This is a genomic window from Huaxiibacter chinensis, assembly GCF_022171985.1.
Lineage (GTDB): Bacteria > Pseudomonadota > Gammaproteobacteria > Enterobacterales > Enterobacteriaceae > Enterobacter > Enterobacter chinensis_A.
Genome location: NZ_JAJVHF010000007.1, coordinates 108,434 through 122,410, shown reverse-complemented (window position 1 = coordinate 122,410; position 13,977 = coordinate 108,434). Strand labels below are relative to the sequence as shown.

At 54.7% G+C, this 13,977-nt stretch carries 14 protein-coding genes and 1 other RNA gene; 5 read left to right on the top strand and 10 right to left on the bottom strand.

From position 1 onward, the window contains the following. Nucleotides 1-8: 8 nt before the first annotated feature. The 3 genes from ubiH to LZP96_RS16540 are packed head-to-tail and all read right to left on the bottom strand — an operon-like array spanning nt 9 to nt 3,106. Complete coding sequence (gene ubiH, locus LZP96_RS16550; protein WP_064327291.1) at nt 9-1,187, bottom strand: 2-octaprenyl-6-methoxyphenyl hydroxylase; 1,179 nt, start codon at nt 1,185-1,187, stop codon at nt 9-11. Next, on the bottom strand, nt 1,184-2,503 hold the full coding sequence (pepP, locus tag LZP96_RS16545; protein ID WP_064327292.1) for a Xaa-Pro aminopeptidase: 1,320 nt from the start codon (nt 2,501-2,503) through the stop codon (nt 1,184-1,186). Before pepP ends, ubiH begins: the two co-directional genes overlap by 4 nt. A gap of 24 nt (nt 2,504-2,527) precedes the next feature. Continuing rightward, nucleotides 2,528-3,106, bottom strand: coding sequence for a YecA/YgfB family protein (locus LZP96_RS16540; protein WP_087892703.1), 579 nt, complete (start codon nt 3,104-3,106; stop codon nt 2,528-2,530). Between the two features lie 167 nt (nt 3,107-3,273). Here LZP96_RS16540 and zapA point away from each other — a divergent pair, with 167 nt between their 5' ends. The 3 genes from zapA (at nt 3,274) to LZP96_RS16525 (ending at nt 4,448) form a co-directional block, all read left to right on the top strand. Continuing rightward, nucleotides 3,274-3,603 carry a cell division protein ZapA gene (gene zapA / locus LZP96_RS16535; protein WP_003860096.1) on the top strand — a complete coding sequence of 110 codons (330 nt, stop codon included), beginning with the start codon at nt 3,274-3,276 and terminating at the stop codon, nt 3,601-3,603. Between the two features lie 41 nt (nt 3,604-3,644). Next, nucleotides 3,645-3,828: non-coding RNA, 6S RNA (gene ssrS / locus LZP96_RS16530), on the top strand. A gap of 23 nt (nt 3,829-3,851) precedes the next feature. Beyond that, on the top strand, nt 3,852-4,448 hold the full coding sequence (locus tag LZP96_RS16525; RefSeq protein WP_064327294.1) for a 5-formyltetrahydrofolate cyclo-ligase: 597 nt from the start codon (nt 3,852-3,854) through the stop codon (nt 4,446-4,448). A 103-nt stretch (nt 4,449-4,551) separates the two neighbouring features. Here the strand turns inward: LZP96_RS16525 and serA are convergent, their stop codons facing one another. Both serA and rpiA read right to left on the bottom strand, forming a co-directional pair. Then, nucleotides 4,552-5,784: a phosphoglycerate dehydrogenase gene (gene serA, locus LZP96_RS16520; RefSeq protein ID WP_064327295.1), complete on the bottom strand. Its 1,233-nt coding sequence runs from the start codon at nt 5,782-5,784 to the stop codon at nt 4,552-4,554. A 264-nt stretch (nt 5,785-6,048) separates the two neighbouring features. After that, nucleotides 6,049-6,708: a ribose-5-phosphate isomerase RpiA gene (gene rpiA / locus LZP96_RS16515; RefSeq protein ID WP_064327296.1), complete on the bottom strand. Its 660-nt coding sequence runs from the start codon at nt 6,706-6,708 to the stop codon at nt 6,049-6,051. A gap of 126 nt (nt 6,709-6,834) precedes the next feature. Here rpiA and argP point away from each other — a divergent pair, with 126 nt between their 5' ends. After that, the gene (gene argP / locus LZP96_RS16510) at nt 6,835-7,728 is read left to right on the top strand and encodes a DNA-binding transcriptional regulator ArgP (protein WP_064327297.1); all 894 of its coding nucleotides are present in this window, start codon (nt 6,835-6,837) and stop codon (nt 7,726-7,728) included. Between the two features lie 54 nt (nt 7,729-7,782). On the opposite strand, the gene LZP96_RS16505 is transcribed toward argP, so the two are convergent. Continuing rightward, nucleotides 7,783-8,541 carry an oxidative stress defense protein gene (locus LZP96_RS16505; RefSeq protein ID WP_064327298.1) on the bottom strand — a complete coding sequence of 253 codons (759 nt, stop codon included), beginning with the start codon at nt 8,539-8,541 and terminating at the stop codon, nt 7,783-7,785. A gap of 91 nt (nt 8,542-8,632) precedes the next feature. Continuing rightward, nucleotides 8,633-9,268 (bottom strand): arginine exporter ArgO, encoded by a 636-nt coding sequence (argO, locus tag LZP96_RS16500; RefSeq protein ID WP_258926176.1) that lies wholly within the window; start codon nt 9,266-9,268, stop codon nt 8,633-8,635. A gap of 205 nt (nt 9,269-9,473) precedes the next feature. Between argO and dctP the strand changes: the two genes are divergently transcribed. Further along, nucleotides 9,474-10,532: a TRAP transporter substrate-binding protein DctP gene (gene dctP / locus LZP96_RS16495; protein WP_064327300.1), complete on the top strand. Its 1,059-nt coding sequence runs from the start codon at nt 9,474-9,476 to the stop codon at nt 10,530-10,532. Between the two features lie 47 nt (nt 10,533-10,579). On the opposite strand, the gene mscS is transcribed toward dctP, so the two are convergent. From mscS to pgk, 3 genes are all read right to left on the bottom strand, one after another. Then, nucleotides 10,580-11,434 carry a small-conductance mechanosensitive channel MscS gene (gene mscS, locus LZP96_RS16490; RefSeq protein ID WP_064327301.1) on the bottom strand — a complete coding sequence of 285 codons (855 nt, stop codon included), beginning with the start codon at nt 11,432-11,434 and terminating at the stop codon, nt 10,580-10,582. Between the two features lie 187 nt (nt 11,435-11,621). Continuing rightward, the gene (gene fbaA / locus LZP96_RS16485; RefSeq protein WP_064327302.1) at nt 11,622-12,701 is read right to left on the bottom strand and encodes a class II fructose-bisphosphate aldolase; all 1,080 of its coding nucleotides are present in this window, start codon (nt 12,699-12,701) and stop codon (nt 11,622-11,624) included. Between the two features lie 91 nt (nt 12,702-12,792). Beyond that, nucleotides 12,793-13,956 carry a phosphoglycerate kinase gene (pgk, locus tag LZP96_RS16480; protein WP_064327303.1) on the bottom strand — a complete coding sequence of 388 codons (1,164 nt, stop codon included), beginning with the start codon at nt 13,954-13,956 and terminating at the stop codon, nt 12,793-12,795. Nucleotides 13,957-13,977: the final 21 nt, after the last annotated feature.

Below are 13,977 nucleotides of genomic sequence, written 5' to 3'. Positions count from 1 at the left end.
TTAACTCCTTAACGCGCAACCCAACCGAGAGTCCGCTGCGCCAGCACGTCACGTGCCGGAATGAATAATTCCATCGCCATCAGCCCCGCATTACGGCCCGCGACCAGCGGAGCCCAGCGATTGGCGAACAGGTGTACCAGGCCATCCGTCACGCCAATGGTGGCGTCTTTATCTGCCTGGCGACGTTTTTGATACTGGCACAGAACCGACCAGGCGCCGTAATCTTTCTGCTCCTGCCATGCCTGAGCCAGGGTTTCCGCCAGGCTCATGACATCGCGCAAACCAAGGTTAAATCCCTGTCCGGCGATAGGGTGAAGCGTCTGCGCCGCGTTTCCGACCAGGGCAACGCGATGCGAAATGGACTGTGACGCGGTGGTCAGCGCCAGAGGATAAGACGCCCGCTGGCCCGCATGCAGGATCTTCCCGAGGCGCCAGCCAAACGCTTTTTGTAATTCCTCACAAAAACGGTCATCCGACCAGGCCATCACCTGGTCAACGTTCTCCAGCGCATGGCACCAGACCAGTGAACTGCGTCCCTGCGACATCGGCAGCAGGGCGAGCGGGCCATGCTCAGTAAAGCGCTCGAACGCACGCCCTTCATGCGCCACAGCGGTGGACACATTGGCGATGACTGCCGCCTGGCCGTACGGCTGTTGATGCCACGTAATACCGCACTGGGTGCCCAGCGCCGAACGTGAGCCATCTGCCGCCACCATCAGCTGCGCGTCTATGTGGGTGCCGTCGTCAAGCGTAACGCTTACCCCCTCTTCCCGGCGGCTAAACTGCTCGACGCGAGACGGACAGTGCATCGTGACGCCTGGCGCATCGTTCAGCAAACGGAATAAACGCTGCCCGACGTCGTGGAGCTCCACCACCTGTCCAAGCGCTTCTATCCGGTAATCTTCGGCTTCGAGGGTGACAAATCCCGCATGTCCGCGATCGCTCACATGCACCGTTTTAATGGCCGTGGCGCAGTCGGCAATCGCCTGCCAGAGACCAATGCGCGATAACTGCTGGCAGGTGCCTTGCGCAATCGCAATGGCGCGGGCGTCAAAGCCCGGATGTGCCGCGCCCTTGGGATCAACGGCCTCCACGAGATGGACGTCCAGTTGCCCTTGCGTCAGGTGCGAGAGCGCCAGCGCCAGCGTTGCGCCCGTCATGCCGCCGCCCACGATCACAATACTCATGCGCGTGCCGCCGCCATCAGCGCTTCGATATCGTCCGCGCGTTTTACCACCGACGCCGTCAGGTTTTCATTACCCGACTCGGTGATCGCAATGTCGTCTTCAATTCGGATACCGATCCCGCGATATTCAGCGGGCACGTCGGCATCCGGCGCGATGTATAGGCCGGGTTCTACAGTCAGGACCATGCCTGGCTCGAGCGGTCGTGAACGGTCAACGCCGTATCCGCCAACGTCATGGACATCCAGCCCCAGCCAGTGGCTCAGGCCATGCATAAAGAACGCGCGATGTGCGTTATGTTCAATCAGCTCATCGACCTCCCCTTTCAGGATCTGCAGCTCAACCAGACCGGTCACCATAATGCGCACCACGTCTTGAGTGACGGCCTGAATGGAGGTGCCCGGACGGAACAGTTTCAGCGCCGTTTCCAGCGAGTTCAGGACAATGTCATAGATGGCGCGCTGAGCAGGGGTAAATTTGCCGTTCACCGGAAACGTGCGCGTGATATCGCCCGCATACCCCTGGTATTCGCAACCGGCATCAATCAGCACTAACTCGCCGTCGCGCAATTCACACTCATTTTCGGTGTAATGCAAAATGCAGCCGTTTTCGCCGCCGCCAACGATGGTGTTGTAGGAAGGAAAGCGCGCACCGTGACGGCTAAACTCGTGCAGGATTTCGCCTTCAAGCTGGTACTCAAACATGCCCGGACGGCATTTTTCCATCGCCCGCGTGTGGGCCAGGGCGCTGATTTCACCCGCCCGACGCATGATCTCCAGCTCTTCAGCCGACTTGAATAAGCGCATCTCATGAACAAGGGGCCGCCAGTCGGTGATAGACGCAGGCGCAATGAGATTCTGGCGGGAGCCTTTACGCAGTTTATCCAGCGCGTTGAAGACGATCTCATCGGCCCAGGCATATTCGCCCTGCGCGTGGTAGACCTCGTCGAGCCCATTCAGCAACTGGTAAAGCTGCTCATTGATTTCGCTAAAGGCCAGCGCACGCTCGACACCCAGTTTCGCCGGTGCCGCGTCCTGGCCTAAACGGCGACCAAACCAGGTTTCAGCGCTGAGATCGCGCACACGGTTAAACAGGACGCTGTGGTTATGGGTGTCATCGCTTTTAATCAGCACCAGTACCGCTTCCGGCTCGTTAAAGCCGGTGAAGTACCAGAAGTCGCTGCTCTGGCGATAGGGATATTCACTATCGTTGCTGCGCGTGGCTTCCGGGGCCGCAAAAATCAGCGCGGCACTGCCCGGTTTCATTTTTGCCAGCAGCGCCTGTCGGCGGCGCAGATACTCTTCCTGCGTGATGACCATGACACCCTCCTGTGCGTGGTGCTGTTAGTGTAAAGTAGGTTTACGGACTTCCGGCGCGGTGGGCTGGGAGCGCGTAAAGGTATCGTGGCACAGCAGGGCCGCAACACGAACGTACTCGATAATTTCTTCGACGGACATCTCCAGCTCTTCCTGGTCTTCGTCTTCATCGTAACCAAGCTGCGCAATATTGCGCAGATCGTCAATCGATTCGCCGGCTTCTCCGGTCACTTTATCCAGCTTAGGCTGGGTGATGCCCAGGCCCAACAGGTAGTGATTAACCCAACCAGCCAGAGCATCGGCGCGATCAAACACGCTAATTTCGTCGCCATCAGGCAGATAAAGCTGAAAAAGGAAGCCGTCATCTTCCAGCGAATCGCTGATCGCCGCGTGCATTTTACGCAGCGCTTCGGCCAGCTCGTGACCAAAGGCCAGCCCTTCGTTCGTCAGGTCGTGAACCAGCGGCTGCCATGAGCTATCGCTGTTTCCACCACACAGCATCCCGCTGATCAGACCATGCATTTCAGCAGGGGTTAAACCCACGCCTTGCTGGTTCAGTAACTGGCTGACTTCGTTGTAACCAGGCATTTCGTTCTGTATAGACATACGCATTCGTCATCAATGGGAGGATATTCATGATATGCTACCACTTTGGACCCTGGAGATACCAGAAAAGGGCTTGTATCTTCATATCAGGGTAGCTATAGTGTCGCCCCTTCGCAGCCCCCGGGGCCGTATGCGAAGGTCGCGCAGTCAAACAGCAGGAAGGTGGCATGTCTGCACAACCCGTCGATCTCCAAATTTTTGGCCGTTCGCTGCGAGTGAATTGTCCGCCTGAACAAAGGGATGCTTTGAATCAGGCTGCGGACGATTTGAATCAGCGGTTGCAAGATCTAAAAGAACGCACTAGAGTCACAAATACTGAGCAGCTGGTTTTCATCGCCGCGTTGAACATCAGCTATGAGTTAACTCAGGAAAAAGCGAAGACCCGCGACTATGCGGCGAGCATGGAGCAGCGCATTAAAATGCTTCAGCAGACCATTGAACAAGCGTTGCTTGATCAGGGTCGCAGTCCCGAAAGACCGGGGCCAAAGTTTGAATAACACTTTGCAGTTTACTATGGTAGAGTGACTGTGAAGACAAAATTTCTCTGAGATGTTCGCAAGCGGGCCAGTCCCCTGAGCCGATATTTCATACCACAAGAATGTGGCGCTCCATGGTCGGTGAGCATGCTCGGTTCGTCCGAGAAGCCTTAAGACTATGACGACACATTCACCTTGAACCAAGGGTTCAAGGGTTACAGCCTGCGGCGGCATCTCGGAGATTCCCTCTTTCTTCTCTACCGACTACCATGACTCAACCTCCAGAAGTAATTTCATCACGCCAGCAAATTCGCCAGACCATCCGTCAACGTCGTCGCGCCCTTACGCCCGAGCAACAGTCTCAGTTTGCCGTGCAGGCCGCTGCGCGAATGATGGCTTATCCGCCCGTTGTGATGGCGCATACTGTCGCACTGTTTCTCTCGTTTGATGGAGAACTGGACACCCAGCCGCTCATCGACCAGCTCTGGCGAGCCGGAAAAAAAGTCTACCTACCCGTGTTACACCCCTTTAGCCCCGGCAACCTGTTGTTCCTGCATTACCATCCGCACAGTGAACTGCTGGTCAACCGCTTACGCATTTATGAGCCGAAGCTGGATGTCCGCGATGTATTGCCGCTTGCGGAGCTGGATGTGCTGATCACTCCCCTCGTCGCCTTCGATGAACAGGGGCAACGTTTAGGCATGGGTGGCGGGTTTTATGACAGAACGCTGCAAAACTGGCAGCAGCATGGCTTTCAGCCGGTAGGGTATGCGCACGATTGTCAGGGCGTGGCCGCCTTGCCGGTGGAGAAATGGGATATTCCGTTGCCTGCCGTGGTGACGCCCGGCAAAGTTTGGTGCTGGTAGAAGAAAGCCGGGGGGTGGCGACACCTGACCCGGCTTGCATATTCGTTCGGATAGCCCAGGTCGGGTAAGACGCAGCCGTCACCCGACACGACTCACCGCGCAATCAGTACAGAAGACGTGCGCGGATCGTTCCCGGAATCGCCTTCATGCTCTGCAACGCTTTCTCAGCGACATCTTCATCCGCTTCGATATCAATAACCACATAGCCCATTTGCGAATTGGTTTGCAGGTACTGTGCCGCAATGTTTACGCCCTGCTCGGCAAAAATCTGGTTAATCGCGGTCAGCACGCCCGGACGGTTTTCGTGGATGTGCAGCAGGCGACGGCCGCCGTGCAGCGGCAGAGATACTTCCGGGAAATTCACAGCGGAAAGCGTCGAACCGTTGTCGGAGTATTTGCTCAGCTTGCCCGCCACTTCCAGGCCGATATTTTCCTGGGCTTCCTGCGTTGACCCCCCGATATGCGGCGTCAGGATCACGTTGTCGAATTCGCACAGCGGCGAGGTGAACGGATCGCTGTTGGTCGCAGGCTCGGTTGGGAAAACGTCGATGGCCGCGCCGGCCAGATGCTTGCTTCGTAGCGCATCGCACAGCGCCGGAATATCCACCACCGTACCGCGTGCGGCGTTAATCAGCAGCGCACCCGGCTTCATCAGAGCCAGCTCGTCCGCGCCCATCATGTTTTTGGTTGAAGCATTTTCCGGCACATGCAGGCTTACCACGTCACTCATGTTCAGCAGGTCGGACAGATGCTGAACCTGGGTGGCATTGCCCAGCGGCAGCTTGTTTTCGATATCGTAGAAGAACACGTGCATCCCTAAGGATTCAGCCAGAATACCCAGCTGCGTGCCGATATGGCCATAACCGATGATCCCCAGCTTTTTGCCGCGCGCTTCAAACGACCCCGATGCCAGCTTGTTCCACACGCCGCGGTGCGCCTTGGCGTTCGCTTCCGGAATACCGCGCAGCAGTAACAGCAGTTCGCCGATCACCAGCTCCGCCACGGAACGCGTGTTAGAGAACGGCGCGTTGAAGACAGGTACGCCACGTTTTGCCGCGGCATCCAGATCGACCTGATTGGTACCGATACAGAAACAGCCAATCGCCACGAGCTTTTCAGCACAGGCAATAACGTCAGCAGTCAGATGGGTTCGGGATCGCAGGCCAATAAAATGGGCATCACGGATGGACTCTTTCAACTGCTCGGTGTCCAGTGCGCCTTTGTGGAATTCGATGTTGGTGTAGCCTGCTGCACGAAGATTATCGATCGCTTTCTGGTGCACGCCTTCGACCAGCAGAAACTTAATCTTGTCTTTTTCCAGTGATACCTTTGCCATTTACCCGACCCTGTTTTGTCTGAACTGTTGTTGTGCTGTATTTGAATCCGCTCTAGCCAACATATCAAAAAAAACTATTGCAGCAATATGAACGTTTGCGTCGCCGTTCTGAAGAAAAGTCATCCAGAGCAAAATGGCAGTGGAAAATGCTGCGGAACTTTTATAACGCGGAAGGATCGTCAGGGGTCACCGAAAAACGTGACACAAGTCACCGAATTTGGCTTTTGAAAAATTTTTAGCGGGGAGAGGGCTCCCCCCGTCAGATCATTTTACGATGGTTTTCACACCGTCAGCGGTACCAATCAACGCCACATCCGCGCCACGGTTGGCGAATAACCCCACGGTAACCACGCCCGGGATCGCATTGATGGCATTTTCCATCGCCACGGCATCGAGAATTTCCAGACCGTGCACATCAAGGATCACGTTACCGTTGTCGGTAACCACGCCCTGACGGTACTCCGGACGACCGCCCAGCCTGACCAACTGACGCGCCACCGCGCTGCGCGCCATCGGAATCACTTCGACAGGCAGCGGGAAATTACCCAGAATATCCACCTGCTTGGAAGCATCGGCGATACAGATAAACTTATCGGCAACCGAGGCGATAATTTTTTCACGGGTCAGCGCTGCGCCGCCGCCTTTGATCATCTGCATGTGGCCGTTGATTTCATCCGCGCCATCAACGTAGATACCCAGACGGTCAACCTCGTTAAGGTCAAAGACGGTAATCCCCAGGCTTTTCAGCTTTTCCGTGGAGGCATCGGAGCTGGATACCGCGCCCTCGATCTGCCCTTTCATCGTACCCAGCGCATCAATAAAGTGCGCGGCGGTCGAGCCGGTACCTACGCCGACAATGGTGCCTGGCTGTACGTACTGAAGAGCGGCCCATCCTACTGCTTTTTTCAGTTCATCCTGCGTCATGATCGTTTGCCTGTGATGAGAAAACTCAGGGCGCATTATAGAACAGCCCGGGTGGATTTCGTCTGCCACGAAAGGAAAATTGTGTCATAGTGCAGATTAAGCAAAATTCAGGAGTATCGCCCCGCAATGAAACGTCCGGACTACAGAACACTTCAGGCCCTTGATGCCGTTATTCGTGAACGCGGTTTTGAGCGCGCGGCGCAAAAGCTGTGCATCACGCAATCTGCTGTTTCACAGCGTATCAAACAGCTTGAGAATATGTTCGGACAACCGTTACTGGTGCGTACCGTCCCACCGCGCCCGACCGAGCAAGGGCAAAAACTGCTCGCCTTACTGCGCCAGGTCGAACTGCTGGAAGACGAATGGCTGGGCGATGAACAGACCGGTTCAACGCCGCTGCTGCTGTCGCTGGCGGTCAACGCGGACAGTCTGGCAACCTGGTTACTGCCTGCCCTTTCCGCCGTTCTGGCTGATTCACCGATTCGTCTTAACCTGCAGGTGGAAGATGAAACGCGTACTCAGGAACGCCTGCGTCGTGGTGAAGTGGTCGGTGCCGTCAGTATTCAGCCGCAGGCCCTGCCGAGCTGCCTGGTCGATCAGCTGGGCGCGCTGGACTACCTGTTTGTCGCCTCGAAGGAATTTGCCAACCGCTACTTCCCCAATGGCGTCACCCGTGCGGCGCTGCTTAAAGCCCCGGCCGTCGCGTTCGATCATCTCGACGACATGCATCAGGCCTTCCTGCAGCAGAACTTTGATCTGCCGCCGGGCAGCGTGCCGTGCCATATCGTGAACTCGTCAGAAGCCTTCGTTCAGCTGGCGCGCCAGGGCACGACCTGCTGTATGATCCCGCACCTGCAGATTGAGAAAGAGTTGAAAAGCGGTGAGCTTATCGATTTAACCCCCGGTCTGTATCAGCGCCGGATGCTTTACTGGCATCGGTTTGCGCCGGAAAGCCGCATGATGCGCAACGTCACCGATGCGCTGCTGGCGTACGGACATAAGGTGTTGAGACAAGACTAAAAAAAAGCCGGGTTGCTTACGGCCACCCGGCTTATCTTTGACGTTGCAGTGTGCTTACTGAGCTTTAGCCGGTTCAGAGGCTGGCTGGCTCTGAGCCGCCTGGCCCTGAGCGGGTTCCAGCTGGAAGACAACGTCTACCTGATCGTCGAACTGAATCGTCGGCTGCTCGTAGGTTTCCTGAGCAGACACCGGCGCAGCGTCAGCCTTCATCATACGAACCATCGGGCTTGGCTGGTAGTTCGACACATGATAGCGCACGCTATACACGGGCCCCAGTTGACTCTTGAAGCCGGATGCCAGCTGTTGCGCCTGACGCACCGCGTCATCAATAGCGGCTTTACGCGCTTCGTCTTTATACTTTTCAGGTTGCGCAACGCCCAGCGACACGGAACGGATCTCGTTCAGTCCCGCCTTCAGCGCACCGTCCAGCAACGAGTTCAGTTTGTCGAGCTGACGCAGGGTCACTTCGACGGTACGCACGGCACGGTAGCCCTTCAGGATGCTTTTGCCGTTCTGGTAGTCATAATCGGGCTGGGTACGCAGGTTCGCTGAATTGATATCCTTTTTAGCGACGCCATTCTGCTCCAGGAAAGAGAGATATTGCGCAACGCGATCGTCCGCCTGCTTCTTGGCAGAAGCGGCATCTTTCGCGGCGACGTTCACTTCGATTGCAAGCGTTGCAACATCAGGAACAGCATCCACGCTCGCTGTACCAGAGGTAACAATGTGCGGGCCGTCAGGTAATTCGCTTGCCTGCACCGACACTGCACCAAAACTCACTAATGCCGCCAGGGCCATCACTTTAAACTTCACTGTCATTCCTCCATGTTGCGAAGAGTACCCATTAACAGGGCGCATGCCTGCAAGCTTAGCGGGTCTTATTCAGATGTCCATAAGACAACGCTTAGTTGAAAAGTGTCTGCACGTGCTGGATGCCGTCTTTCGCTAACTGGAAGGCAATAAACCACATGACCAGCCCCACCAGCATATAAATGATGCGCTGGGCTTTCGCGGTCCGCAGACGTGGCGCAAGCCAGGCGGCAAGAATGGCCAGGCCAAAGAACCACAAAAACGAGGCGCTGACCGTACCCAGGGCAAACCAGCGCTTAGGCTCAACATCAAGCTGACCGCCCAGGCTGCCGAGCACAACGAAGGTATCCAGATAGACGTGCGGATTGAGCCATGTCACCGCCAGCATGGTTGCCACGATTTTCCAGCGCCCCTGCTTCATCACTTCGGCGCTAGCCAGCTCAAGATTACTGCTCATCGCGGTTTTCAACGCACCAAAACCATACCACAGCAAAAAGGCCACACCGCCCCAGGTCACCAGCGCCAGCAACCATGGCGACTGCATCAGCAGTGCGCTACCGCCGAAAATGCCGGCGCAGATCAGTAGCAAATCGCTCACCGCGCACAGCAGGGCAATCATCAGATGGTACTGTCGGCGAATGCCCTGGTTCATCACAAAGGCATTTTGCGGACCGAGAGGAAGGATCATCGCCGCGCCTAGCGCAAACCCTTGAAAATAGTAAGATAACATTGCATAACTCTCATCAGGTTTTCTTTATGTGCAGACTATACTGCGCGCGCGCCATTAGAGAAAATTGATAATTTTAATGATTAATTAGAATATTTAATAAAATCCTGTGCAGGGTGCAAGATTCAGATTTTATCAAATCCCCTGCCCCCTCAACCGGCGTATCCTTAATCCCTCCCTGACTCGTTAAACCTCTCCAGGAAATACTATGAAGCATCCAGGATTTGCTGCGTTCGTCTGTGCCGCATTCGCGCTTTTATCTGCCTTCCCGGGCACCGTGAGCGCGGAAAAGATCCTGCGTTACACTGACCACGAACCGTACGGCAATATGCGCACGCAGTTTATAAAACAGGTTTTCTTTCGGGAGATTGAAAAAGAGTCGCAAGGCCGTCTGAAAATTGATGCCCACTGGAATGGGGAAATATCAAATAGTTACAATGCGTTAAGGACGCTGAGTCAGGGTAAAGAAGCTGACATCGGCATAGTCGTGCCCGAATATACGGCTGAACAACTTCCGCTGCATCAGATATTTAAAAGCTTCCCTCTGGGGCCAGATAACGGTGATGCACAGGTGACGTTCTTTCATCGCGTGTTCAAGCAACATCCACAATTTGCCCGGGAACTGGAGCAAAATAACCTGATTAATGTGCAGTTCTTCCTGGGTTATCCGGTAGGTTTTTTTACGCGTCAGCCAGAAGTGAAGTTAAGTCAGTTAAAGGGAACAACGTGGCGAACCGCCAGCTTCTGGCATCAGTCATTTTTGCGCAACGCTGGCGCTACCACCGTGGCAATGCCCTGGAACGACAAAATTAACGACGCATTGCGCGCCGGACAGTTGAACGGGCTGATGGTCAACCTCGACAGCGGATACGACATCCATGCGCAGCGCGAGGCACCCTATATATACTCTTCTCCAGCGCTCTGGCTTGGACATGTCTATCTTCTGGTAATGAATAAAGACACCTGGAACGCGATGTCCGGGCAGGATCGACAGGCTATCTATCGCGCGGCTAACATCACCGAGAAACAGCTCGGCGCGACCCTGGACAAGGGGCTGGCAGCTCTGACCGCTACGCTGGAAAAGGAAGGCGCTCAGTTTCATCTTCTTAGCCGTGGCGAGCTGGAGAAATGGCAAAGAGTGACGCAATATCAAGCAGTACAACGTGACTGGGTGATTCAGCAGGAAAGTAAAGGTAATGCGGACGCGGGCGCATTGATGCGCGATGTTAGCCAGCTTCTGGAGGGAAGCGCGCGCAAACAGCCATAAAGCACAACGCCCGCGTTTCAGGCGGGCGTTGGCTGAGCCGACACGCGTTATTCGGCTTCTTTTACGCGCTTGAAGTTCACGTCCATCTGCGGATACGGGAAGCTGATACCGTTCGCATCAAAATCACGTTTGATACGTTCCAGAACATCCCAGTAAACGTTTTGCAGATCGCTGCTCTTACTCCAGATACGCACCACGAAGTTAATTGACGATGCGCCCAGCTCGTTCAGGCGTACGGTCATTTCGCGATCTTTCAGGATACGTTCATCAGACTCGATAATATCGGTGATGAGCTTCTTAACCAGTTCGGTATCAGAATCGTAACCCACGCCAATCACCAGTTCATTGCGGCGAATCGGCTCACGGGAGAAGTTGGTGATGTTCCCGTCGATGACTTTTTTGTTCGGAACAATAACGATTTTACCGTCTGCCGAACGCAGCGTGGTGGAGAAGATCTGCACGTTCAGCACGGTACCTGCCGTGCCACCCAGATCGACATATTCACCGGCGCGGAACGGACGGAAGGTGACCAGCAGAACGCCAGCCGCCAGGTTAGAGAGCGAGCCCTGAAGTGCCAGGCCAACGGCCAGACCAGCGGCACCCAGCACGGCAATGACGGAGGCGGTCTGCACGCCAACCCGACCTAATGCAGCAATGAGAGTAAACGCAATAATGCCGTAGCGCACCAGCGCTGACAGGAAATCAGCAACCGTGGCGTCAATGTGGCGTGAGAGCATGACGCGATTGATGGCCCGGGAAACGGTACGGGCAACAATCATCCCCACGACGATAATGGCAATTGCCGCCGCAATATTCACGGCGTAGCTGATGAGCAGCGCCTGATTGCGCACCAGCCAGGAGCCAGCGTTATTGATGCTATCTACAACACCGAGATCTTCCATTTATCATTCCTTATGCTCTTATAAACAACAAAATCCATCCCACACGGAGACAGGCAGGTTAGTAAAGGGTAAACAAAAAGCGTGAAAGATGCCAAACAGATCACAAAAACAGAGGATGCAGCTTATTGAAAAGGCATAAAAAAAGGCCCGCAAATGCGGGCCTTTTTGACACGTTTAGCGATTCAAATTACAGAACGTCAACCGCGTTCAGTTCTTTGAATGCCTGCTCCAGACGGGTGATCATTGAAGTCTGTGCAGCACGCAGCCATACGCGTGGATCGTAGTATTTCTTGTTCGGCTGGTCTTCGCCTTTCGGGTTGCCCAGCTGACCCTGCAGGTAAGCTTCGTTTGCTTTGTAGTAGCCCAGGATACCGTCCCATGTTGCCCACTGGGTATCGGTATCGATGTTCATTTTGATAACACCGTAGCTAACAGAGTCTTTGATTTCCTGAGCAGAAGAACCGGAACCGCCGTGGAAGACGAAGTTCAGGCTGTTGTGCGGCAGGTTGTGTTTCTTAGAAACATAGTCCTGAGAATCGCGCAGGATAGTTGGAGTCAGAACCACGTTACCTGGTTTGTAAACGCCGTGAACGTTACCGAAGGACGCTGCAATGGTGAAGCGCGGGCTGATTTTGCTCAGCTCGGTGTACGCGTAGTCAACGTCTTCTGGCTGGGTGTACAGAGCAGAAGCGTCCATGTGGCTGTTGTCCACACCGTCTTCTTCGCCACCGGTGCAACCCAGTTCGATTTCCAGAGTCATGTCCATTTTGGACATACGCGCCAGGTATTTGGAGCAGATTTCGATGTTCTCTTCCAGAGATTCTTCAGACAGGTCGATCATGTGAGAAGAGAACAGTGGTTTACCGGTCGCGGCGAAGTGTTTTTCGCCCGCGTCCAGCAGACCGTCGATCCACGGCAGCAGTTTCTTCGCGCAGTGGTCAGTGTGCAGGATAACTGGAACACCGTAGTGCTCAGCCATCTGGTGAACGTGATGCGCACCAGAGATTGCGCCCAGGATTGCCGCGCCCTGAGGAACGTCAGTTTTCACGCCTTTACCCGCGATGAATGCTGCGCCGCCGTTAGAGAACTGAACGATAACCGGTGCTTTTACTTTTGCAGCGGTTTCCAGTACGGCGTTAATGGAATCGGTACCCACGCAGTTAACAGCAGGCAGAGCAAAGTTGTTTTCTTTAGCTACCTGGAACACTTTCTGAACGTCATCACCAGTGATCACGCCAGGTTTTACGAAATCAAAAATTTTAGACATGTTACGTAGTCCTGTATCTTCGGCCGTTAGAAAAGGTGCGTGCTCATAAAGCGCGCTGAAATTTGGGCAGGTTTCCCTGCCCTTGAATGGCTTACTTCTTAGCGCGCTCTTCGAGCATTGCTACTGCTGGCAGGACTTTGCCTTCCACGAACTCGAGGAATGCACCGCCACCAGTGGAGATGTAGGAGATCTTGTCAGAAATACCGAACAGGTCGATTGCTGCCAGCGTATCACCGCCGCCTGCAATGGAGAACGCGTCGCTGTCTGCGATAGCGTTAGCCACGATTTCAGTTCCTTTACGGAAGTTAGGGAATTCAAACACGCCAACCGGGCCATTCCACAGAATCGTTTTCGCGTTTTTCAGGATTTCAGCCAGTTTCTGTGCAGACACATCGCCCAGGTCCAGAATCTGCTCTTCATCTTTGATGTCGTTAACAGATTTCAGGGTTGCGGTCGCTGTTTCAGAGAACTCTGTTGCGACGCGTACGTCCGTTGGAACCGGGATATCGCAGGTTGTCAGCAGACGTTTTGCTTCGTCCACCAGGTCTGCTTCATACAGGGATTTACCCACGTTATGGCCTTGAGCCGCCACGAAGGTGTTTGCGATACCACCGCCAACGATCAGCTGGTCAGCGATTTTAGACAGAGAATCCAGAACGGTCAGCTTGGTGGACACTTTAGAACCACCAACGATAGCCACCATTGGACGTGCAGGTTCTTTCAGCGCTTTACCCAGTGCTTCCAGTTCGTCTGCCAGCAGAGGACCTGCACAAGCAACGTCTGCAAATTTACCGATACCGTGGGTAGAAGCTTGTGCACGGTGAGCCGTACCAAATGCGTCCATCACGAACACGTCGCACAGAGCGGCGTATTTTTTAGACAGTGCTTCGTCGTCTTTCTTTTCGCCTTTGTTGAAGCGAACGTTTTCCAGAACAACCAGTTCACCTGCGGCAACTTCCACGCCGTCCAGGTAGTCTTTGACCAGACGTACCGGGCTGGACAGTTTGTCTTTCAGATAGTTAACAACCGGCAGCAGAGAGAATTCTTCATTGTACTCACCTTCGGTCGGACGACCCAGGTGGGAGGTAACCATCACTTTTGCGCCCTGCTTCAGAGCCAGTTCGATGGTCGGCAGAGATGCACGAATACGTGCGTCACTGGTCACTTTGCCATCTTTAACCGGTACGTTCAGATCGGCACGGATGAAAACGCGTTTACCTGCCAGATCCAGATCGGTCATCTTAATTACAGACATGGTGAATCCTCTCGTTGATTC

Bases quoted from the DNA above. Each gene is read 5' to 3' on its own strand.
- serA (WP_064327295.1), bottom strand. From the start codon at position 5,784: ATGGCAAAGGTATCACTGGAAAAAGACAAGATTAAGTTTCTGCTGGTC.
- pgk (WP_064327303.1), bottom strand. From the start codon at position 13,956: ATGTCTGTAATTAAGATGACCGATCTGGATCTGGCAGGTAAACGCGTT.
- argP (WP_064327297.1), top strand. From the start codon at position 6,835: ATGAAACGTCCGGACTACAGAACACTTCAGGCCCTTGATGCCGTTATT.
- dctP (WP_064327300.1), top strand. From the start codon at position 9,474: ATGAAGCATCCAGGATTTGCTGCGTTCGTCTGTGCCGCATTCGCGCTT.
- rpiA (WP_064327296.1), bottom strand. From the start codon at position 6,708: ATGACGCAGGATGAACTGAAAAAAGCAGTAGGATGGGCCGCTCTTCAG.
- zapA (WP_003860096.1), top strand. From the start codon at position 3,274: ATGTCTGCACAACCCGTCGATCTCCAAATTTTTGGCCGTTCGCTGCGA.
- LZP96_RS16525 (WP_064327294.1), top strand. From the start codon at position 3,852: ATGACTCAACCTCCAGAAGTAATTTCATCACGCCAGCAAATTCGCCAG.
- LZP96_RS16540 (WP_087892703.1), bottom strand. From the start codon at position 3,106: ATGTCTATACAGAACGAAATGCCTGGTTACAACGAAGTCAGCCAGTTA.
- fbaA (WP_064327302.1), bottom strand. From the start codon at position 12,701: ATGTCTAAAATTTTTGATTTCGTAAAACCTGGCGTGATCACTGGTGAT.
- ubiH (WP_064327291.1), bottom strand. From the start codon at position 1,187: ATGAGTATTGTGATCGTGGGCGGCGGCATGACGGGCGCAACGCTGGCG.
- argO (WP_258926176.1), bottom strand. From the start codon at position 9,268: ATGTTATCTTACTATTTTCAAGGGTTTGCGCTAGGCGCGGCGATGATC.
- mscS (WP_064327301.1), bottom strand. From the start codon at position 11,434: ATGGAAGATCTCGGTGTTGTAGATAGCATCAATAACGCTGGCTCCTGG.
- pepP (WP_064327292.1), bottom strand. From the start codon at position 2,503: ATGGTCATCACGCAGGAAGAGTATCTGCGCCGCCGACAGGCGCTGCTG.